The organism is Pedobacter gandavensis (genome assembly GCF_032678745.1).
Taxonomy (GTDB): domain Bacteria; phylum Bacteroidota; class Bacteroidia; order Sphingobacteriales; family Sphingobacteriaceae; genus Pedobacter; species Pedobacter gandavensis_C.
Genome location: NZ_JAVTST010000010.1, coordinates 45,962 through 68,766 on the forward strand (window position 1 = coordinate 45,962; position 22,805 = coordinate 68,766).

The following is a 22,805-nucleotide window of genomic DNA, read 5'->3' on the forward strand; positions in this document are numbered from 1 at the left end:
TTGATCCTGTTCGAAGACCTGCAAATATTTTCCCCTTCGGAAAAGATTTGAGTCCGAGAACAGGATTAATTTTTCCCTTTTTATTAAGTTTACATTGCTTATATAACCTCAGCATTCAACGTAAGTTCGATGATTTTATGAAAGCCAACTTTAGAGAAAAATATATGGCCTGGAAAGAAAGACTCGCCATTAAAAGAGCCTATAAGGCCCTTGCCAATCACAAGCCTCGATAATTTACCTGCTGAAACCTTTAAATGAGGCAAAAATAATTATTCGGAGATGGATAAGTTTAAATTTTAATTTACACTTTTGTCCTTTAATCTTGATAATTATGAGCTTTATATTGAAGCCGGTAGATACCGTTGAGAACATTAGTCCTGAGGATTTCAAAAAGAATTATTTAGATCCCAGACGTCCTTTAATTATAAAAGGGTTGACTAAATCATGGCCAGCCAGAGAGAAATGGACGACTGAATATTTAAAAGAAATCGCCGGCGACCTGAATGTCAGCTTGATGGACAACTCTAAAGCCGACCCATCAAAACCAATCAATGCTTCAGTTGCCACTATGCGTTTTGGCGATTACCTGGATTTGATCAAAAGAGAACCTACTGAACTTCGTATCTTTTTCTTTAACCTGTTTAAGCATGTGCCAAGCCTGATTAAAGACATAGTATTACCAAAAGATTTAATGGGCGGATTCATTGAAAGCATGCCTGCAATGTTTTTTGGTGGCTCTAACTCGGTTACTTTTTTACATTACGATATTGATTTACCTCACCTTTTCCATACCCATTTTGGTGGAAGAAAACACATTATTTTGTTCGACAACAAATGGAAGAAAAGGTTATACTGTATCCCTAATGCTACTTATGCTTTAGAAGATTATGATGTTGCGAATCCGGATTTCGAGAAATTCCCTGCTTTAAAAGGTGTGGAAGGTTATGAAGTATTCCTGGAGCATGGTGACACTCTATTTATGCCTACAGGAATGTGGCACTGGATGAAGTATCTGGATGGCTCTTTCTCTTTAAGTCTTAGAGCATGGGATGCATCCATCACCAGAAAAGCACAAAGTGTATTCAACCTGGCTATAAAAGGTGGAGTAGACAGTGTACTGAAGATGGCATTTAAAGCCCCTTATGCTAAATACAGAGAAAAACTTGCCATCAAAAGAGCCGAACGTGCACTTGCAAATGGTTCTCCTAAATAGTCCGTATTAATCATACTTTTAATTCAGGGTACTTATTTTCCTGTACCCTGAATTAAATAACTATCGATAATTCTATCAGAGCGTCCCAGAATACTCTTTTCTTCGAAATGCTGATCAACCATTCAATATACCCCTCAGGCCCTTTCCAGTGCCAAGGTATTTTTACAACTGGATAACATTACTCCCTTTTCAAACTTTTATCTTCGATATTCCGTTTATAACGAATATATGAGAGGTTTCCATTTTTCTAATTTCCAGCCAGATGACTTACCGAAAGGTGGGTTCAATGAATTGCTAAAGCTTTTCACTCAGCTGCTCAATTATACTGCCGGTGATGCAGGAGAAACACTGGCCTGGATGAATGAACTCGACAAAAAATACAAGTTCACTAATAACGATTATGGAATGGGTAACTTTATTGATGACCTGAAAGAGAAAGGTTATCTAAAAGAAAATCCTGTAAACGGAGACATGAGCATTACGGCTAAAACGGAGCAAACCATCCGACAGTCGGCACTGGAAGAGATCTTTGGTAAGTTGAAAAAGGCAGGAAAAGGGAATCATAACACCAACATTTCCGGAATTGGCGAAGAGAAAAATGCTGATAGAAGAGAATATACTTTTGGAGATCCCCTGGATCAAATCGATATGACCGCCTCTATTCACAATGCACAGATCAACCATGGCATTGGCAACTTTACATTAACTGAGCGGGATCTGGAAGTGGAAGAAAAAGATTTTAAAACTTTAACCTCCACCGTACTCATGATTGATATCTCTCATTCCATGATACTTTACGGAGAAGACCGAATCACACCTGCGAAAAAGGTAGCTATGGCACTTGCAGAATTGATCAGAACCCGATACCCAAAAGATACCCTAGATATTGTGGTTTTTGGAAACGATGCATGGCCGATTAGCATCAAAGACCTGCCTTATTTACAAGTAGGCCCATACCATACGAATACTTTCGCCGGACTGGAACTCGCAGCAGATATTTTAAGACGTAGAAAAACACATAATAAACAGATTTTTATGATCACCGATGGGAAACCCACCTGTCTGAAAGAAAACGGCCGTTACTATAAAAATAGCATGGGCCTCGACAGAAAGGTGATCAATAAAACCCTAAATATGGCCGCCCAATGTAAACGGCTAAATATTCCAATCACGACCTTCATGATCGCACAAGACCCTTACTTACAGCAATTTGTCAGGGAATTCACTCAAATTAACGGAGGAAGAGCATTTTACAGCTCTCTTAACGGATTAGGAGAGTACATATTTGAAGATTACATTAAAAACAGAAGAAAAACAGTTCGATAATTCCTCCTCAACACGAAGACATCACATGGATCACATCACTATAAAAACCCTTGGCCAATTAAAAGCCTCCAATTATAAGTCACTTGCCGTAAAAGACGAACTTCGCAAAAACCTAATCAGCCAGCTGCAAAGCAATGAGGCCGGTTTTGAAGGAATTTTAGGTTATGACGAAACGGTTATGCCAGAACTTCAAACCGCCATCTTATCCCGACATAACATTTTACTACTGGGCTTAAGAGGTCAGGCAAAAACACGAATTGCACGTCTGATGGTAAATCTATTAGATGAATATATTCCTTATGTTGCCGGAAGTGAGATTTTTGATGATCCATTGAATCCAATTTCCTGGTATGCAAAACATGAGATAAATATTCATGGAGATGATACACCTATCAGCTGGCAACACCGTACTGAACGCTATACGGAAAAACTAGCTACACCTGATGTTACCGTTGCCGATTTAATCGGAGATGTTGACCCCATTAAAGCCGCTACCCTTAAACTTACATATAATGACGAAAGGGTAATTCATTTCGGACTGATCCCTAGGGCGCACCGTAGTATTTTTGTAATCAATGAGCTGCCCGATTTACAAGCCAGAATTCAAGTGGCCTTATTCAATATGCTGCAGGAAAAAGACATTCAAATTAGAGGCTTTAAACTGAGGTTACCACTGGACGTACAGTTTGTCTTTACCGCTAATCCAGAAGATTACACGAATAGAGGTTCTATTGTGACGCCTTTAAAAGACCGTATTGAAAGTCAGATTCTAACCCATTACCCAAAAACAATCGCGATATCCAGAGAAATTACCTCTCAGGAAGCCAAAATAACATCCTTACAGAAAGAAACTGTTGAAGCCGATGGGCTGCTAAAAGACCTGGTAGAACAAGTCGCTTTTGAAGCCCGACAGAGTGAGTTTATTGATCAGAAATCCGGTGTTTCAGCAAGGTTAACGATCTCTGCTTATGAAAACCTGATCAGTACTGCTGAAAGAAGAATGCTCATCAATAAAGAAAAAAGCACATTCGTAAGGCTCTCAGATTTAGTAGGAATCACTCCCGCAATTACCGGTAAAATTGAACTGGTCTATGAAGGTGAACTGGAAGGTCCTGCTAAAGTAGCTCATACACTAATTGGGAAAGCAATTAAATCATTATTCAATCGCTATTTCCCAGATCCAGAGAAAGCGAAAAAAAGCAAATCTGCGAACCCATACTTCCGCATTACAGAATGGTTTACAGAAGGCAATACGCTAGACATTTCCGATCAGCTGACCATCACGAAATATAAAAAGGAACTAATGCAGGTAGATGGATTAAATGAATTAGTGAAACAACTCCATCCAAAGTTAACGCCAAATCAGACCTTATTGATGATGGAATTTGCATTACATGGCCTTGCTGAATACTCACAGCTGAATAAGAAATACCTATTAAGCGGATTTGGATTCTCCGATATGTTCGACAGCCTGTTTAACACCAATCCGGACGATGAAGATGAAGACGATATGGACTTCAGATAAGCATTTTTTTTATTACACTAAACATTTATAAAACACCCAATGGGCCGATTACCCGTCTTTATATTTTTATCTGTCTTACTCTTAGCATTCGACTATTACTGCTTCAGAGCCATTCTTAGCGTTTTCAAAAAATGGAAACCTGGAACCCGGAAATTGTTTACCATCTTATGGTGGGGTTATACCTTTGTGTTACTTGTTGGTGTATTCAGCACCTTCTATGCCAATTTATTTCTGAGTCTTAAATCAGTGATTTTGGTCGCTTATTTCTTAACAGTTGCCTGCAAAATGGTGCTGCTTCCCTTTCTGATCGTTGATGACCTCAGAAGGTTTATCATCGGGCTTTCCAGGTCAGCCAAACCGAAAACAGGTCCGATAGTAGACCCTACACTTCCAGAAACTATTACTCAGCCAATGCCTGGAGAACCGATCAGCAGATCATCTTTTTTGGTAAAAGCCGGACTAATTACTGCCGCTATTCCATTGACTTCCTTAAGTTGGGGTATTGTTAGAGGAGCCTACGACTATAAAATCATCCGTCGCACATTGATTCTGCCAAACCTTCCAGCCTCTTTTGAGGGTATGAAATTAGGACAGATCTCCGATATCCATTCCGGAAGTTTTTATGATCCAAGAGCGGTTTTAGGCGGTGTAGAAATGTTAATGTCCGAAAAACCGGATGTCGTGTTTTTTACCGGCGATTTGGTAAATGACCTGGCAACTGAAATGAGAGATTATCAGGATATCTTTAAAAAAGTCAAAGCGCCATTAGGAGTATATTCTGTTCTAGGTAACCACGATTATGGAGAATATCGCCTCGGAAAAGGACCTTCTGCTGCAAAAACTAAAAATCTACAAGAGGTTATCAAAACACATGAAAGGATGGGATGGGATTTGTTAATGAATGAACATCGCCGCCTAAAAGTTAACGGAGAAGAAATCGGGATTCTAGGCATAGAAAACTGGGGTACCGGGAGATTCCCTAAATTTGGAAGAATGGATCTGGCTACAAAAGACACAAATGACCTACCTGTTAAACTACTTTTATCACATGATCCTTCCCATTGGAGAGCAGAAGTCTTACCTAAATATCCACAGATTGATGCCATGTTTAGCGGACATACCCATGGAATGCAATTCGGAGTAAGATCAGAAGATTTCCAGTGGAGTCCAGTACAATATATCTATAAGGAATGGGCCGGTTTATACCAGGAACAAGAGCAGCAACTCTATGTAAATGTCGGATATGGCTTCCTTGGCTATCCAGGAAGGGTTGGAATTTTACCAGAAATCACGATATTTGAGTTGAAACGTGCTTAAATAGGTTCTCTTCGGATATGGTAAAAAAAATACTGTTTTCCAGTCTTGATTTTCTGTTGTTCAGCAATTTATTTATTGCCATTTGTGCAGTTGCTCAAGGCTTAGTTACCTATCACTTACTCCAGGTTCCTCCTGATAAATATATATTAGCTATCATTTTCTTCGGAACATTAGGGCTCTATAATTTCAGTATGTTGCTGACCAAACCACAAGATCCCGCAAATTCTCCATTAATGAGGGTTCGCTGGATCTTTTCTCATCAAAGATTAATTATTTCTATCACGCTAATTTCAGCGCTCTGCCTCATCCCTTTAGGATTATTGTATCTAAGTATTGAAGGGAAATTACTGATGCTATTCACTGGAATACTGGCTGTCAGCTACAACATTCCCTTTTTAACGCTTGATGAGCAAAAAATTGGCTTAAAAAACATCCCTCTTATAAAACTCTTTCTGGTCGCATTAATCTGGTCCATCAGTTGCGTCCTGTTACCCATTATAGAGACAGAACATAACCACCTGCTTAATATATCTACAGGAGAGACTTTACTGCTGGTAGCGATGCGTTTTTTATTTATTGCAGCCATCACCATTCCTTTTGATATCAGAGACCTATTTCAGAATAAGATCATTGCATTGAAAACAATACCCGCCTTATTAGGAGATAAAAAAGCTTTCCTTTTTTGCCAGTTTCTACTTGGTGGATACCTGGTATTGCTAATTTTATTCCAGCAAGCTGTCAACCTTGAGGTCATTGCACTGGTGCTTACCATCGGGTTAACAGGATTGTTGATTTATAAATCAAATACAGAAAAGAATGAATACTATTATTTTCTGTATTTGGATGGAATGATGTTATTGCAGTACCTTTTGCTGGTACTGCTACACCTTTGTTTCTAAGCAGGATTAAAACGATAACCTACACCCCTTACCGTTTGTAACAACTGTGGATTATCAGGATTAAGCTCTATCTTTTTACGTAAACGGACAATATGCATATCCAGCGTTCGAGTGTTGACATCTGAGTTATAACCCCAAACCACCAACATTAGCTCATCACGATTGATTACTTTATTCGGATTTCTCAAGAAATAAAGTAGGATCCTATTCTCTAAAATAGTTAGTTCTATTTTCTTCTCATTCCTGAACAAGGTGTGAATATTTGGATGGTGTTCCATATTTCCAAACCGGTGGATTTCTGATCGGTCATTGTTTAATAAGAATTTCACTTTATTATCTAACATTGCCACTAATACATCCATATTAAAAGGCTTGGTTACATAGTCGGAAACCCCAAAATTATACGCATCAATCTTATCAACATCCTGTGCCTTAGCGGTCATCATAATGATCAGGTTTTCAAATCCCTGCTTACGAACTGACTCACAGACCTCTGAACCTTGTTTACCCGGCAACATCCAATCCAGTAAAACAATATCTGGTTTTTCAGTCAGGATCATCTTCTCAGCAATCTCTCCATCACCAGCCTCCAGAACATCATATCCTTCTGCTTTTAAACGGTGGACCACTAAAAACCTTAGGTTCTCATCATCTTCAACTATTAATATTTTAATTCCCTTCGACATACTTTCTAATCGTTATATGGTAGTACAATTTTAAATTCTGTTCCTTTATTCACCCTACTTTTCACAGTGATCTCGCCCTTCATAAAGTTAACAAGTTCCTTACAGAAAGCCAATCCAAGACCAACACTACCATTCTGGTTATATTGGTTCTGAATGCGGAAAAACTTCTTAAAGATATTATTAATTTCGGAGGAAGGAATTCCAATCCCATGATCCGTAAACCTAAACACTACTCTGCCTTTGATGAGTCGGGCACTGATATGCAACTTTTTCCGCTCTGGTGGAGAATATTTATAGGCATTTTCTGCAAGGTTATCAAAAAGGCTACCCAAAAGTACCGGATCGGTCACAAAGGTGGTAAATCCACTCACTTCGTAAGTAAAATCGAAATCAGGATGTTTCAATTTATGGGACTCGACCGTACTTTCTATAAAATCCTCAATATATATCTCGTCCTGGTTGAGTTGAATTGCTTTATTTTCTATTTGAGTGAAGGCTAACAACTTATTCATTAATCCATTCAACTTATCCGCTTCCTCATCCAGTATTTTTCCGTAAAGTTTCAGCTCCCTATCGCTAAGCGATGTAGCACTTTTAATGTTATTCCCCGCAATTTTAATAACGCTGACCGGTGTTTTAAACTCATGCGTCAGATTGTTCACAAAATCATATTGCAATTTGAACATTCGCTGATTAATATTCAGATTTCTGTAAATCAGAAACGCTACCAATACAACAATCCCATAAAAGACCAAAATACCTGCAGAGATAGGTAAAAAATAACTAAGAATTTCTTTGTCCACAAATGATTTCGAGGAAAGGAAATAAAGCTTATAATCAGAAAAAGCGCCGGGCAAAGTAATCTCAGTACTTAAATAAGTTTCTGAGGTATCTAAAGGATCATAGGTTGAGGGCTGGATCTTAATATGCTGATACAAAAGAGGTCTTGAATTGATGATCTTAAGCTTATAAGGATCAAGATGAAAGGACAGCATATCTTGTTGATATACGGCCTGAGGATCCAATGTATTCCTCAACATTCGCTTATAAGCTTTCAGGTCTTCAATTCTAGGAATATTAAGGTAGGTGATTTTATTAGATCTGACATTACTGAAATTACTAAACAATGCATCCTGACTGGGTACTTTATTGGTATCCAGGCTTTCAATATACGAGGCAAGTTTTAAGGCCAATGCATTAAAATCATCGCCTACAATAAAATTACGAGTATTCGACCTGGAAAAAAGTCGTACTGAATCAGCTGGAATTAAACTCCCAAACTGATAAATATCTTTAGGACCAAAAGAGAATTTCCCGGTATTCAATCCATCGTTCACAGGTGTGTTCTTTACTTCAGAATCATAAAAAACAACCCTCGATACAAAAGGGTATTCCAGTAACACGGTATCTACAAAGCTGGCTGCAGTAGCCGAATCCAAATAGCCATTATAGAAGGAGACTTCAGGTAGTTTTTTCTGAAAGAAATCATTGTAAGGTTTAATCGTTTGTTCGAGAACATTAACTTTTTCAGACACAAACTCGCTCTCTATATATTTCTTACTAAAATTGTAAGCAATATACAAAGACAGAGAAAACAGTACAGACATCAATATGATGAAAGTAAGGATTAAAGAAAAATTCTTCCGATAGCCTGTTTTTTTCTCTGAGATCATGAGATCCGAATTTACCTGTTTTTAAGGTTTATTTCTAAAAATTGTTCGAGAGCAGTATAAAACTGATGTCTGCTTTCCAAATTTTTAGTCGGAAATACAATACCTTCATTTTCCATGTAAGTCACATTCACATTTCTCTTCTTAAGATTTTTTACAAATTGTAAGGTTTCAGCAGCATTCGCATTTGGATCTTTTATATTCTGAGAGATAAATACAGGAGTATTAATCTTATCCGTTTGAAATAATGGAGAAGCCTTTCGCATCTGATCAACATCGGTTAATGGATCTCCTACGATTTCATAATACATTTGCAAACTATTCTTTAAGAATGGCGGAATAGATTTTAAATAGGCAAATAGGTTAATCACTCCTGAATTAGAAGCTACACAAGTGTACATTCCTGGATTCAAATAAGCGCTGTTTAATGCAATGTTACCACCAAATCCAGCTCCGTAAATCCCGATTCTTTTTGGATCTGCGATCTTTTTTCCAATTAACCATTTTACACCATCATTGATGTCATTCTGGATTTTTCCACCCCATTGTTTAAACCCTGCGGTCATAAATGCTTTCCCGTAACCCGAAGAACCGCGATAATTAATCTGAAACACAGCATAACCCCTATTTACCAAAAACTGCACCTCAGCATTGTATCCCCATAAATTCCTATCTACAGGACCATCATGAGGTAGAACTACTACTGGTAATTGTTCTGGTTTCAGATACAGCGGTAAAGTCAGGTATCCATTAATTTTAAGACCATCTCTCGATTGAAAACTAACTGGTTTCATCTCACTCATCTCCTCCTGCTTAATAGAAGGATTAAAATCACTCAGTTTTTTAAGTTTACGCTTATTGGCAAAATAAAGATAATAAGACCCAGGATTCCGGTCGGTAAAAGTTCGCAATACAAATACGTTTTCTGCTTGATCACGGTCTAAAATCCTCGTCTCTGTTTTAGGTAAAAGCCGATCTAAATCTTCATAAAGTATCTTTATGGAATCGTCCATGTAATGCTTTTCCTTTTTCCAGGTTTCATAAATAACAAAAGATAATTGTTGTTTCTTCCTGGAATACTGTGCGTCAGTAATGTTTAACGAATCATTTCCAAAAAGAACTTTAAGCTCTTTTCCGGTATTACAATCCACTTCTACCAATGCACTTTTATCTCTGTTTACGCTTGATATTGCATAGATGATATTCGGCCGATCATGCTTAAAAGCAATTGGATTAAACATTGTAGTGAAATTATTGGTCATAATAGGTTTAAAAGGTAGGCCTTCCTTTTCCCGGTATAGCATCGTTGTATTTGCGCCATCAGTACTTACTGCAAGTCGTAGCTTTCCTTCAGAATCAGTTCTCCACTCCGTAATGTTTCCAGGGTTTTTCGCCACCATCTCCATGCCCCCATTACGTACATTTAACCGATAAACATCAAAAACAGTAGAATCTCTTTTATTGGAAGAAATCAATAGGTATTTATCATCAATCAGCTGATCTTCGATCACCCTCATTCTACTTTTTTCATTACTACTCAGCTGACGTTCGTCTGCACCCTCTTTATTAATAATAAAGATATCCGAACGTCTTTTAGCAGCATCCACTTCTTTATAATAAATCAGTTCATTGTTACTCAGCCAAAAGTAGAAGACAATATTTTTATCCTCCAAATGAGTGATTTTCTTCGCTTTCCCCGAAGCAATATCTTCGATATAAAGGTTTAAGCTCTTCCCCTCCAACTTCAAATAGGAAAGGTTTAATCCATCTGGAGACACGCGATAGGTCATCCTATCTTGCGACTTAAAAAAGTCATCTAAGGGAATAATTCGTGCCCCTTCCTCCTTTGGCTGACAAGCAAAGGCAAGAGATATTAAAAACAGGAAAAAGTATCTTTTATATCTCATCATATTAATTTATCGATAACAAAGCTACGGAACCCAACCTGTCTATAGCAGATATACACCAATATTGTTACTTTTACATTTCTACAACTGATGAATATAAATACTTTTCTGGGGTCTGAAACTATAAATTAGTAACATTTAAAATACCCCAGGTATTAATCTTGCCAGAAGACATATTACATTCGTCTTTAAATCGTTATTTTTAGATTCCTACTTTCCTAAGCCCCCAATGAAGAAACTAGTTTTAATCCTTACCTTTTGCCTACTCCATTTCTTTTGTGCTGCCCAAGATCACACCGACGATGCGTTGGCTTATCAATATTACCAGCAAGGCCAGTTTCAAGAGGCTTCTATTCTATTCTCAAAGCTTTACAATAAAAACAATAATGAAACTTATTTTGAACTATATTTCAGTAGTCTACTAAAGATCAAGAAATTTGATGAAGCTGAAAAGCTAGTTAGAAAAGTATTGAAGCAAAACTCCAAAAATCTCAGCTATGGCATTGCACTGGGCCGCCTATTTCAGGAGAAAGGACAAAGTCAGGAAGCAAATAAGCAATATATGGAGACACTTAATAATCTCCCGCCCGATGAATTCAAAATCCGTGAAATAGCTACTCAATTTTATAACTTTCAGGCATATGACCTTGCCATTACTGCTTTCCAACAAGGAAGGAAACTCCTAAAAAGCAATAAACCCTTTACTTTTGAACTACTTAGTATCTATCGCTACAAGAAAGACAAACAAATGCTCATTCAGGAATACCTGGATGCTTTACCGGAGATGCCACAACTCCTTCCACAGGCCGAAAGTGTTTTTGCTACAGTATTCGAGGAGAATAGTGATTATCAACTGTTGCAAGCCGCCTTGTTAAAGAAGATCCAGAAAGAGCCACAAACTGAAATTTACACTAAATTACTAATTTGGCAATACCTGCAACAACAGGAGTATGACATGGCCTTAAGACAGCTAATTGCCCAAGATAAGCGCATAAAAGACGATGGGGGGATTCTATACCAGGCTGCTACTACTTTCCTCAGTAATCAGGCTTATACAGTAGCAATTAAAGCATTTGAATACTTATTGTTAAAAGGAAAAGAAAATGATTATTACCTACCGGCAAAAGTGGAGCTGGTTAATACACGCTATGAGCTTTTAATTGTTGGAAAATATGAAAAAAATGCCATTACAGAACTAGCAGCAGATTACCAATCTATTCTAGATGAATTTGGCAAAACACCACAAACTATTTTCGCACTTAAAAAATGGGCGAATTTACAGGCTTATTACCTAAACCATCTCAACATTGCAGAAAAAGCATTAGAAGAAGCCATTAAAATCCCTGGCGTATCTCTTACTGATCTTGGTCAGTTAAAACTCGATCTTGGAGATCTTTATATCCTAACCCAACAACCCTGGGAAGCCATTCTGACCTATGAGCAAGTAGCCAAACAATTTGAAAACCAAACTATCGGCAATGAAGCGCGATACCGTTCAGCCCGACTATCATTTTATCAAGGCAATTTCGCTTATGCTAAATCACAAGCAGATGTCCTCAAAACCTCCACATCACAATTGATCGCAAATGACGCACTTAATCTCAGCCTCCTCATTTCAGATAATCTACAGCTTCCAACAGACAGCACTGCCTTGAAAATGTACGCGGATGCTGAGATGCTGCAATTTAGAAACCTCTCCCTTAAGGCAATTGAGAAACTAGACAGTATTGACATTGCCTTCCCCAAAAATAGTTTAGCCGATGATATTCTAATGACTAAATCTAAAATATGGGTAAAAAACAATGAGATCAGTAAAGCTATCACTACACTAAAAACACTATCTGATAAACATGTAACTAGCATTTGGGCAGATGATGCCCTATTTGCCCTGGCGGGTATTTATGAAAACAATTTAAAAGATGTTGAGCAAGCTAAATCCATATATCAGAGACTAATCAACGATTACCCAGGCAGCATGTACACCGCTGAGGCACGTAAACGTTTTAGAAAACTTCGCGGAGATATTATTGGCACATAGTTCCTATCTTTGCAGAATGTTAGTATACAATGTTACCTCAATAATTGAAGATGCAGCAGCGGATCGCTGGTTGCAATGGATGCAGGAATCTCATATTCCAAGCGTAATGGCCACAGGAAAATTTGCTTCCCACCGTTTACTTAAAGTTGTAGACTCTCCAAATGAAGGTGTGACTTATTGCGCACAATATGTGGTAGAAGACATGAATGCCTACCTGGATTACCAAGAAAATTTTGCCCCAGCCTTACAAGCCGAAGTCACCGAAAAATTCGAAAATCAACTTGTTGCTTTTCGAACATTAATGGAAATCATCGATTAAATAAAATATGAATATTTTAAAAACCCCTATTGTTGGCCTACTAATCATAGAGCCAAAAGTTTGGAAAGACAACCGTGGCTATTTCTATGAAAGCTTCAATGCAAAGACCCTTTCTGAAGTTGGCATAAATGTCAATTTCGTTCAGGACAATCAATCATTCTCTCAAAAAGGCACATTGCGTGGGTTACACGCTCAAAAAGCGCCATTTGCTCAAGGAAAACTAGTGAGAGTAATCCAGGGTAGGGTATTGGATGTTGCAGTAGACATTAGAAAAGACTCTGTTACTTACGGACAACACTTCAGTATAGAACTTAGCGGAGAAAACCATAGACAACTATGGGTACCACCAGGCTTTTTACATGGCTTCTTAACACTGGAAGATCAGACAATTTTCACTTATAAGGTAAGTAATTACTACGATAAGGAATCAGAAATAGGAGTGATTTGGAATGATGCTGATTTAAACATCAACTGGAGTAAGGAAATCCCAATAGAAGATCTTCTACTCTCAGAGAAAGACTTAGTCCTGCCTGCTTTTAAAGATTTTAATAGCCCTTTTTAAAAAACAGACTATTAATAAGAAAAATCAACCAAATACAAAGGCCGCTAGGATGATCATCCTAACGGCCTTTGTATTACAAAATTATATTATTGTTTAATCAAATTGTAAAGTTCATCTAATTTCGGAGAAAGTACAATTTCGATCCTGCGGTTCTTACTTCTCCCATCTGAAGTAGTATTCAATGCCAATGGCTGAAACTCTCCCTTTCCAGTAGCGGTCATCTTTACTCCTTCTACTTTAGTTACCTCAGTTAAGTATCTTACTACAGAGGTAGATCTTAATACACTCAGGTCCCAATTGTCTTTTATTTGACCGAGGTTACTGATTTTCTGTGTATCAGTGTGTCCCTCCACAGCAATATTAATCTCAGGCTGTTCCTTTAATACATTTGCTAGTTGGGTTAATGCCTGTTTTCCTTTTTCATCAATCACAATACTACCAGAAGGGAACAATAGCTTATCCATTAAAGACACATATACTTTTCCATTTTTGATCTCCACTGTTAAACCACTTTTTGTAAAGCCCAATAAAGCCTGTTGTAGCTTTTCTTTCAATTGATTCGTTGCCTCATCACGCTTGCGCAAAATCTCTTCCACTTCTTTTAAACGTTGCTCCCGTTTCTTAAGGTCCTGAGACAGCTTATTGATCTCTGTAGCACTATTGTCCTTTAACTTGGCATAGCTATCATCAATTTCAGAATACTTCCCTCTCAGATCATTTAATGAAGCACTAAGCCCCGTAGTATCCTTCTTCAATCTGGTAATCAAATCTTCCAGATACTCATTTTTCAATTGAGACTGCTCTAAACCTGTACTCAACGAATCTTGCTTTGCCAATAAAGCCTTATATTTCTTCGGTGACAAAACCACACAGGCACTGAATGCACAAGCAAACAGTCCAACAAACAGAAACAAAACAATTCTTCTCATCATAATTATTGCGCTACGGCATTTCTCAAAAATAATATAAACGGATATACACTTTCAAAGGCTAGCTTTAATTGATCAACAATCCCGGCTTGTAAAAATGCCTTATCTGATAAAGGGAAAACCGCCACAAAGCTTTTCAACTTCAAATAGGCAATCTGCGGATGATCCAACTCATAACCCTTCGGTGCATTTTTCAAAGTATCCTCTTTGCTTAATTTAAACGTACTTTCAAAACTTTTAGCATGTATAATATCTAAAAATTCTGAGCCATTATAATCGATTTCTTCCCTGATCTTCTTAAGTACAGGAGCTTCCGGCATCCAGAAACCTGCAGCTAAAAAGCACTCGCCGGGTTGAAGGTGAAGATAATATCCAGGCCCATGAATGCCAGTACCCTTGATATTAAAAGAAATTCCGAAATTATTTTTATAGGGATCTTTATTTTTACTGAACCTCACATCCCTGTAAATACGTAACAAACATTTCTTTGCTGGTGTATCTAAAGAGAAATAGGGATCTATTCCTGCCAATACTGGAATCAACTGATCTATAAAGGCTAATACATCATCCTTTGCATTTTCATATCTCGCTTTGTTTTCAGCAAACCATTCCCGATTATTATTTCGGGCTACATCAGTAATAAAAGCGAATGTTTCAGGTTTAATCATGGTTTATCGTATGCTGGTTTGTACTTTATCTTTGGTGATAGAAAATGTAATAACATCACTCGGGAATAGCGGTAATTAAAAGGCGCCAGAATTAAACATCCAGTAAAAATCACAGTAATGTACATCCAGAAAGATTCATATTCAAGCCAACCGCCAGACAATATATAAGCAGCAATACCCAAACTGATCATTTCTGCGCAATTCATCGCATAGCTCACATACATTGCTGCATAGAAATATCCAGGTTCAATCTCAAATCGGAAACCACAATGACTACAATTGGTATTGGTACGTTGGATATTAAAACCATACATACTCCCCGTAAAGATGTCGCCTCTACGACATTGTGGGCATTTACCATGTACTACTGCATACAATTTTGAGGTTTTCTTCATAGAGATCTGTGAATCACAAAAACGATGGGAGCGAATCGTATTCGAAAATTTTAAACGAGTTCTTCAGTGCTTTTCTTACGGAATTTAACATACCAAAGGATGCCCATTCCAGTAATTAACAAATAAGGAATTGCTAAGAGGTAAAGAATCCCCGAATTCAGTCCATTCCCTTGTGTATTCCCATTTTTCACACTCTGTTCTGCACTAACCGTACACATTGCACATTGTGCATTTGCAGTAGGCATGTTTGATATCACCATAGTGACCATAAAAAGGAAGATAAAAACTATCTTTTTCATCCTGCAAATATAGAGAAAGAACCCTAAGAATAAGGCAATTGCTATTGTAAAAAATATCACATAAAAAAGGTTGCTGAATTGGAATCCAGCAACCTTTTTTATTAAGAATTGTAAACTGTCGATCTAGAAATTGTAATAAGGAGAAATCATCAAATAAACTATTACCCCCGTTACTGCGACATATAACCATACTGGATAAGACCAGCGAACAATCTTTTTATGAAGCTCCACCTGCAACATTAATCCTCTGTAAAAGCTAACCAGGATTAAAGGCAACACCACAACTGCTAGGATAATATGCGTAGCTAAGATGAAGAAATATACATACCTCGTAATTCCAACTGCTGCAAGTTCGGCTGCAGATAAAATACCATTATGATCAACATCACCAAACTTCGTATCCTTCTCGTATAAATGAAAAAGGATATAAAAGACAAGAAATATAGCCGATAAAATGAAAGTCGTAATGTTTGTAATTTTATGTGCTTGAATATTTCCCTTCTTAATGAAGATCAACGATAGGATCAACAAAATTGAACAGGTTGCGTTGATGCCACCAATAATATGAGGTAACATATAAATGAAATCAGGCTTATTAACAGGTGGGGGAACCAGTTTCAAGGCAATTACGACAGTTAATACCACTGCCGTCACTATCCAAACTAATCTTAGAAAAAACTTATCATTATTCATCTTAAATGGTATTTTGAAAGGTTTACCTTCCGTCGTTATTGTTTCTTAATTCTTCTGTGATCAATACTTTGATCTCATCATTTAGCTGAGAGAGCGCTTCCTGACTACTTGCCGGATAATAGCCCCGGATACGACGTTGAGGATCTAACAGAACAAACATATTGCTATAAACGAATTTACGTTCTCCATTTTGGACTTCCTGATGTGCATCGATAGACAAGCCTTTATTAACTAAACTATAAATTGCGGTGCTATCACCTGTCAACAAATCCCATTTTCCAGCCTTTGCTCCTAGTGTACCTGCATATTTTGATAATACATCCGGAGTATCACGCCTAGGATCGATAGTTAATCCAACAAAACTAACCGTCTTGTTATGATCATAAGTGCTTTCGAAGGCCTTCATCGCCTTATTGGCAAAGCTCACAGCATCAGCATTTGTATAGAATAAATTCATCACTAGAATCTTTCCTTCATAGTTTTTCCAGCTGATGCTATCCGCATTTTGATTAACCAATTTAAAGTCAGGAACGAAATGATAAATTGTATCAGGAATCTGTTTACCCTTCACAGAATGAAAGGTAGAGGCTACCACTTTAGGGCCAAATATAGGAAGTGGTTTGTACCTGTTCTTTCCTTTTTCCTGTAGTAAATAATACAAAAATCCTGGTACCGCTAAAATGGTGACCAGGATTAATATTTTTTTTATTTGTGAACTACTCATTAAACAAGGGGCATATGAAGATGCAGATATCCGCCTTCAATTAGCATTAGTGTTATAAAATAGAAAATAAAAATAAACGATACGGTTAATGCTAATTGTAAGCCTAGCTTCTCATACTTTAAGTGCATGAAGTAAGCTACAATATAAAATGCTTTCACTAAAGTAAGTGCAATGTATAGGAAGTTACCTACACCATGGCTCATGTAACCATGTGGCAATACCCAAAGGGCGATAAAGAATTCGATTACTGTGATTAGTAAAAGAATACCGAATACCTGCCATATTTTTTTCTTGGTTAGACCTTCGTGTTCTCCGTGTCCGTGCTCTGTGCTAGGTGCGTGATCTGACATAATATTTTTTTATTGAATGATTAAACTAAATAGAAGAAAGTAAATACAAATACCCATACTAAATCAACGAAGTGCCAGTATAAACCAACTTTCTCCACCATCAGGTAATGTCCGCGTTTTTCGAATACACCATTAATGGTCATAATCAGGATAATGATATTAATGATTACTCCACTAAATACGTGAAATCCGTGGAATCCAGTAATTGTGAAGAAAAGATTTGAAAACTGTAAAGCAGATACGGTTGAAACCTCTCCGTTAAACAAGTGCTTAAGTGTTTCCATCGGAGGAATTTTACCCCATCCAAATCCTTCATGGAATAAGTGTGTCCATTCTAAAGCCTGACAGCCTAAGAACATGAAACCACCGATAATAGTAGCAACCATCCACCAAATTACTTCTTTCTTAGCACGTCTATGACCGGCCTCTACAGCCAATACCATGGTTACAGAACTCATGATCAGAATAAAAGTCATAATACCTACAAACACCAACGGTGCGCCAGTATCTGTAATACCAGGGATTGATTGAAATACCAAATCCGGATCTGGCCAGGTTAACTTAGTGAAACGTTGTGCTCCATAATAAACCAATAATGACGAGAATGTGAATGCATCAGATAGCAAGAAAAACCACATCATTAATTTACCGTACTCTACCGACCACGGCGAGCGACCTCCGCTCCAAGGAGTAGTTTTTACCTGATCTAATTGTGATAATGAATTCATTTTATAAATTGTAATAGTTTGTTAACAAATCTAACTGTTCAAAAGTAAAAAAACATACAGATATATCCATAATATATCTATAAAATGCCAAAATATAGAGGCAATTTCCATTCTGTATTTCGCTCTTGGTAGTGATATCCCACCGTAAGCACCGAATATACAATTCAATATGAAACAAAGTCCACCAAAAATATGCAATAAGTGAAATCCAGAAACGATATAAATTAAAGATATCGCCGCATTATTGTTCACCAACGTTGCTCCGGTTTGGTATAATACACTCCATGCGTCTACCTGAAGATATGCAAAAACCAGTGCCAATGCCATGGTTCCCCAAAGAAGAATTTTCTCAGAACCAATATTACCAGCCTTCAATGCCTTGGCGGCAAGAAACAGACAAATGCTGCTACCGATTAAAATCAATGTACTGTACATAAAGGCGTCTGGAAGTACCAATCCATGACCTTTACCTTTTGATGCTGCAAATACGATGTAGAAACTCGTAAAGCCTCCAAACATGATCGTTGATGACACTACAAACAACCAAAGAATAAACTTCTTAGGTTTTGAGTTAACAACCTCCTCATATTTTACATCCTGCTCTTTTAACGTATGTACCATATTTAAATTATTAAGCTATAAAATCAAACAATAAAACCAACTGAACGATAGGTAAATAGAAGAAAGAGCAAAACATCACCCTTCTAGCATTTACCACATCCACATTTATCCACATTTTAAACGCCAGCGCTGCAAAAACCAGCCCGCCGAGGATAGATACTCCTGCAATATAATAGCCACCAAAACCATAGAACGTAGGCATTAAGCTCACAGGAATAAGAATCAGTGTACTTAAAAACGTAATAAAAGCACTGGTTTTGTCCCTTTTAGTAGTAGGTAACAATCTAAACCCGGCTTTTTTATAGTCGTCATCCAATACCCAGGCAATGGCCCAAAAATGTGGGAACTGCCATACAAACTGGATCAAAAATAAGATAACTGCGATCTGATCTATTTTACCATGTGCAGCTACATATCCGATTAGCGGAGGTAAAGCCCCTGGAATCGCACCAACAAAAACCGCTATTGGACTCTTCCTTTTCAAAGGAGTATAGGCGAAGGCATATAAGAAGATAGAAAAAACGGAAAGAAAACCGGTTACAATGTTTAGGTAATTACCCAATAACCATGTACCTACTAATCCCATCACTAAACCCGAAACCAATCCTTGTCCAGTTGTCATGTGACCAGCTGGCATTGGACGATCTTTTGTACGGGTCATTAGTTTATCCAAATCCACTTCAATCACTTCATTAAAGCAATTGGCGGCGGAAGTAACCAGAAAACCACCTACAATAAGGATCAACCAGTTGGTCCAGTTAATGTCCTGACTAATGCCATCTACCGGTACTTTAGAGCCAATTAAAAAAGTAACTGATGCGGAAAATACAACCAGAAACGTTAATCTGAATTTAATAAGCTTAGAAAAATCTGCTAAAAACTGTTTCAATTTATATATAATTATTATTGATGGTAAGTATCTGTTCTATACACCAACAAATACAGGTAATACTGTAAGGTGAACAATGCAGTAGAAAACAGAATGTGTAATGCCTGCGCGTATGGAGGCAGCGCAAAGTTAGACAATAATAAGCCGGTAACAATCTGGATAATCAAAACTATGGCAATTCCATTACCAACTAACAGCGCAGTAGCTTTACCATTAAACTTATCCTTTACAATTTTATAAATCACGACATTCAGGATCAAAACCAGAATGGCCACATCCCTATGGTATGAGAAAACATCTCCTACTTTAGCGACCCAACTAGCACGATCATTATACATCATATTTTTTGAAATCGCATCAATAGCTTCCCTAACCTCTGTACCCAATACCACCTGAATAGTACTCAAAGCTACAGACAATAAAGCCAACACTTTTAACCAAATAATATTGGACATAATAACTACCTGTTGCTCATGTAGCTGCTTGGCATAATTATAAGTGTAAACTAAAATTGCCAAAATAACCAGTGCCAATAGCATGTGTACCGTAACAATCCAAGGCATTAGATTAGTTGAAACCACAATTGAACCTAACCAGGCCTGAAAACCTACTATGATCACATTGAGAATACTCAATACCAGAATCCTTGTGGCTGTTTTACGATAAGAAAAGGAATAAACCAACAAGCCTACCAGAAAGAAACCGGTGAATGCTCCCATTAAGCGGTTCAAATACTCCGTCCATGTTTTAGCAACATTAAAGGTCTCCGGTTGTAAAATAGACTCATCATGACGGATACTATCCGCAAGATGCGCCTTTCCCATCTTCTCTAGTGTTTTTGCGAAACGTTCATTTTTAGCCACACGTTCAGCAACATATTTGTCCTTATAATTGGCAGGTAACTGTGAAGCATGTGTTGGAGGAATATACTGGTCAAAACACTTTGGCCAATCCGGACAACCCATACCAGAACCTGTACTTCGTACGATTCCTCCTGCCAGGATTAGCAATAAGGTCACGACAATGGTGAGAAGGTTAAGCCTGATAAATCTCTTTTCAGCTTTAGGAACCATGGTAGGTGTTTGATTAAAAAAAATGGGGCATCTGTTGTAAGTATTTACCTACTGCAGATACCCCATTGTGTATTTAGAATACGATATATATCTATTTTTCTGCTATAGCAGGGTTTTTAGCTTCCCATTCTCTTTGAATACGTTCAGCTTCTGTATTACCTTCAAAATCGTGAGGCATGTTAGAAGACATAGTTTGAGAGAAAGGAACCGTCTGAGGGATAAAATCCGCTTCAGAACCTGGCTTGCTATAATCATATGGCCAACGGTATACAGTTGGAATTTCTCCTGGCCAGTTACCATGGATATGCTCTACTGGTGTAGTCCACTCTAAAGTATTAGCTTCCCAAGGATTTTGTGGTGCTTTCTTACCTTTAAAGATCGAGTAGAAGAAGTTCCATAAGAAAGCTACTTGTGCCAATGCACCAATAATAGCTGCCCAAGTAACAAATACGTTCACTGTTAACCATTTTTGCATGAACTCAAATTCAGTAAATGCATAGTAACGACGAGGTACGCCATCTAGACCTAAGAAGTGAAGCGGAAAGAATACTAGGTAAGCAGAGATGAAAGTTAACCAGAAGTGAAGGTAACCTAATTTACTGCTCATCATTCTACCGAACATTTTAGGATACCAGTGGTACACACCTGCAAGCATACCAAAGATCGCAGCAGAACCCATTACCAAGTGGAAGTGGGCAACAACGAAATAAGTATCATGTAAGTTAATGTCCAAAGAAGCATTACCTAAGAAAATACCGGTTAGACCACCAGAGATGAAGAAAGATACCAAACCAATCGCAAATAACATTGCTGGTGTGAATCTGATGTTACCTCTCCATAATGTAGCCAGGTAGTTGAAAGTTTTTACTGCCGAAGGAACCGCAATAATCAACGTAGTGATCATAAATACCCCACCTAATAACGGGTTCATACCCGTCACAAACATGTGGTGGCCCCAAACGATGAATGATAATACCGTGATACCGATCAATGAATAAATCATCGCATGGTAACCGAAAATTGGTTTCCTTGAGTTTACTGAGATAACCTCAGATGAGATACCTAAAGCTGGCATGATTACAATGTAAACCTCAGGGTGACCTAAGAACCAGAATAAGTGTTGCCAAAGGATTGGGGAACCACCTTCATTAGGTAATACCTGAGTACCCATAACAATATCAGAAAGGTAGAAACTTGTACCAAAACTACGGTCAAAAATCAGAAGTACCACACCTGCTACTAATACAGGGAAGGAAAGTACACCTAAGATCGCTGTTAAGAAGAAGGCCCAGATTGTCAATGGCATTTTCCAAAGATCCATACCTTTAGTACGCATGTTCAATACAGTACTCACATAGTTGATACCGCCCATAAGAGAAGAAGCAACAAACATGATCATACTGATCAACCATAAAGTCATACCTAAAGCAGAACCTTTAATCGCCGTTGGTAAAGCTGATAGCGGAGGATAAATTGTCCATCCTGCACTTGCCGGACCAGTTTGGATAAAGAATGAACTCATCATGATTACACAGGCGCCGAAAAAGAACCAGTAAGATAACATGTTCAGGAATGGAGATGCCATATCCCTTGCCCCTATCTGAAGAGGAATCAATAAATTACTAAATGTACCACTCAGACCTGCCGTCAATACAAAGAATACCATGATGGTACCATGTATCGTTACCAATGCCAGATAGAAATCCGGTTTAATACGTCCGCCTTCAGCCCATGAACCAAGGAATGTTTCCAGGATCGGGAAGCTTTTCTCTGGCCATGCCAGTTGCAAACGAAACAGGATAGATAAACCCATCGCAATAACAGCCATAATAATACCTGTTATCAGGAACTGCTTAGCGATCATTTTGTGATCCTGACTAAAGACATACTTCGTTAAGAAGGTCTCTTTGTGATGTCCATGATCATCATGGCTATCGTGGTTATGTGTATCGTGTAATGATATAGTTGACATAA

23 protein-coding genes are annotated in these 22,805 nt (G+C 37.8%); 8 read left to right on the top strand and 15 right to left on the bottom strand.

Annotated features, from left to right (window positions below):
• Positions 1-331: 331 nt before the first annotated feature.
• The 5 genes from R2S10_RS22440 to R2S10_RS22460 all read left to right on the top strand — a co-directional run bounded on the left by R2S10_RS22440 (position 332) and on the right by R2S10_RS22460 (position 6,280).
• Positions 332-1,213 (top strand): cupin-like domain-containing protein, encoded by an 882-nt coding sequence (locus tag R2S10_RS22440; protein ID WP_316842661.1) that lies wholly within the window; start codon positions 332-334, stop codon positions 1,211-1,213.
• Positions 1,214-1,441: 228 nt separating this feature from the next.
• Positions 1,442-2,539 (top strand): vWA domain-containing protein, encoded by a 1,098-nt coding sequence (locus tag R2S10_RS22445; protein WP_316842662.1) that lies wholly within the window; start codon positions 1,442-1,444, stop codon positions 2,537-2,539.
• Between the two features lie 25 nt (positions 2,540-2,564).
• Positions 2,565-4,064, top strand: a complete 1,500-nt coding sequence (locus R2S10_RS22450) for a sigma 54-interacting transcriptional regulator (protein ID WP_316842663.1) — start codon at positions 2,565-2,567, stop codon at positions 4,062-4,064.
• Positions 4,065-4,103: 39 nt separating this feature from the next.
• Entirely contained in the window at positions 4,104-5,381 is a 1,278-nt protein-coding gene (locus R2S10_RS22455) for a metallophosphoesterase (protein ID WP_316842664.1), read from the top strand.
• 17 nt (positions 5,382-5,398) lie between these two features.
• A complete protein-coding gene (locus R2S10_RS22460; RefSeq protein ID WP_316842665.1) occupies positions 5,399-6,280 on the top strand; it encodes a hypothetical protein in 882 nt (293 codons plus the stop codon).
• On the opposite strand, the gene R2S10_RS22465 is transcribed toward R2S10_RS22460, so the two are convergent.
• From R2S10_RS22465 to R2S10_RS22475, 3 genes are read right to left on the bottom strand one after another with little or no spacing between them, the layout of a single operon-like run.
• Positions 6,277-6,966, bottom strand: a complete 690-nt coding sequence (locus R2S10_RS22465; RefSeq protein ID WP_316842666.1) for a response regulator transcription factor — start codon at positions 6,964-6,966, stop codon at positions 6,277-6,279. The two genes, R2S10_RS22460 and R2S10_RS22465, sit on opposite strands and share 4 nt — an antisense overlap.
• Positions 6,967-6,971: 5 nt before the next feature.
• The gene (locus R2S10_RS22470) at positions 6,972-8,639 is read right to left on the bottom strand and encodes a HAMP domain-containing sensor histidine kinase (protein ID WP_316842667.1); all 1,668 of its coding nucleotides are present in this window, start codon (positions 8,637-8,639) and stop codon (positions 6,972-6,974) included.
• Between the two features lie 11 nt (positions 8,640-8,650).
• Positions 8,651-10,546, bottom strand: a complete 1,896-nt coding sequence (locus R2S10_RS22475; protein WP_316842668.1) for a prolyl oligopeptidase family serine peptidase — start codon at positions 10,544-10,546, stop codon at positions 8,651-8,653.
• Between the two features lie 226 nt (positions 10,547-10,772).
• On the opposite strand from R2S10_RS22475, the gene R2S10_RS22480 reads away from it, so the two are divergent.
• Genes R2S10_RS22480 through rfbC form a run of 3 tightly spaced genes read left to right on the top strand, consistent with a single transcriptional unit; the run spans position 10,773 to position 13,462 of the window.
• A complete protein-coding gene (locus tag R2S10_RS22480; RefSeq protein WP_316842669.1) occupies positions 10,773-12,581 on the top strand; it encodes a tetratricopeptide repeat protein in 1,809 nt (602 codons plus the stop codon).
• Positions 12,582-12,597: 16 nt separating this feature from the next.
• Positions 12,598-12,900 (top strand): DUF4286 family protein, encoded by a 303-nt coding sequence (locus tag R2S10_RS22485; RefSeq protein WP_316842670.1) that lies wholly within the window; start codon positions 12,598-12,600, stop codon positions 12,898-12,900.
• A gap of 7 nt (positions 12,901-12,907) precedes the next feature.
• A complete protein-coding gene (rfbC, locus tag R2S10_RS22490; RefSeq protein ID WP_316842671.1) occupies positions 12,908-13,462 on the top strand; it encodes a dTDP-4-dehydrorhamnose 3,5-epimerase in 555 nt (184 codons plus the stop codon).
• Between the two features lie 86 nt (positions 13,463-13,548).
• Here rfbC and R2S10_RS22495 read toward each other — a convergent pair whose 3' ends face one another.
• The 12 genes from R2S10_RS22495 to R2S10_RS22550 all read right to left on the bottom strand — a co-directional run bounded on the left by R2S10_RS22495 (position 13,549) and on the right by R2S10_RS22550 (position 22,803).
• Positions 13,549-14,391 carry an OmpA family protein gene (locus R2S10_RS22495; protein ID WP_316842802.1) on the bottom strand — a complete coding sequence of 281 codons (843 nt, stop codon included), beginning with the start codon at positions 14,389-14,391 and terminating at the stop codon, positions 13,549-13,551.
• Between the two features lie 5 nt (positions 14,392-14,396).
• Positions 14,397-15,059: a DUF2461 domain-containing protein gene (locus R2S10_RS22500; protein WP_316842672.1), complete on the bottom strand. Its 663-nt coding sequence runs from the start codon at positions 15,057-15,059 to the stop codon at positions 14,397-14,399.
• Positions 15,056-15,454, bottom strand: coding sequence for a DUF983 domain-containing protein (locus tag R2S10_RS22505; RefSeq protein ID WP_316842673.1), 399 nt, complete (start codon positions 15,452-15,454; stop codon positions 15,056-15,058). Before R2S10_RS22505 ends, R2S10_RS22500 begins: the two co-directional genes overlap by 4 nt.
• 50 nt (positions 15,455-15,504) lie before the next feature.
• Entirely contained in the window at positions 15,505-15,753 is a 249-nt protein-coding gene (locus R2S10_RS22510) for a hypothetical protein (RefSeq protein ID WP_316842674.1), read from the bottom strand.
• 123 nt (positions 15,754-15,876) lie between these two features.
• Positions 15,877-16,446 (bottom strand): DUF420 domain-containing protein, encoded by a 570-nt coding sequence (locus R2S10_RS22515; protein WP_316842675.1) that lies wholly within the window; start codon positions 16,444-16,446, stop codon positions 15,877-15,879.
• Between the two features lie 22 nt (positions 16,447-16,468).
• A complete protein-coding gene (locus R2S10_RS22520) occupies positions 16,469-17,170 on the bottom strand; it encodes an SCO family protein (RefSeq protein WP_316842676.1) in 702 nt (233 codons plus the stop codon).
• Positions 17,170-17,520: a cytochrome C oxidase subunit IV family protein gene (locus R2S10_RS22525; RefSeq protein ID WP_316842677.1), complete on the bottom strand. Its 351-nt coding sequence runs from the start codon at positions 17,518-17,520 to the stop codon at positions 17,170-17,172. Before R2S10_RS22525 ends, R2S10_RS22520 begins: the two co-directional genes overlap by 1 nt.
• 20 nt (positions 17,521-17,540) lie before the next feature.
• On the bottom strand, positions 17,541-18,248 hold the full coding sequence (locus tag R2S10_RS22530) for a cytochrome c oxidase subunit 3 (RefSeq protein ID WP_316842678.1): 708 nt from the start codon (positions 18,246-18,248) through the stop codon (positions 17,541-17,543).
• Between the two features lie 30 nt (positions 18,249-18,278).
• Positions 18,279-18,869, bottom strand: coding sequence for a cytochrome c oxidase subunit 3 (locus R2S10_RS22535; RefSeq protein ID WP_316842679.1), 591 nt, complete (start codon positions 18,867-18,869; stop codon positions 18,279-18,281).
• Positions 18,870-18,879: 10 nt separating this feature from the next.
• Positions 18,880-19,758: a heme o synthase gene (cyoE, locus tag R2S10_RS22540; protein ID WP_316842680.1), complete on the bottom strand. Its 879-nt coding sequence runs from the start codon at positions 19,756-19,758 to the stop codon at positions 18,880-18,882.
• A 14-nt stretch (positions 19,759-19,772) separates the two neighbouring features.
• Complete coding sequence (locus tag R2S10_RS22545) at positions 19,773-20,831, bottom strand: COX15/CtaA family protein (RefSeq protein WP_316842681.1); 1,059 nt, start codon at positions 20,829-20,831, stop codon at positions 19,773-19,775.
• Between the two features lie 91 nt (positions 20,832-20,922).
• Positions 20,923-22,803: a cbb3-type cytochrome c oxidase subunit I gene (locus R2S10_RS22550; protein ID WP_316842682.1), complete on the bottom strand. Its 1,881-nt coding sequence runs from the start codon at positions 22,801-22,803 to the stop codon at positions 20,923-20,925.
• Positions 22,804-22,805: the final 2 nt, after the last annotated feature.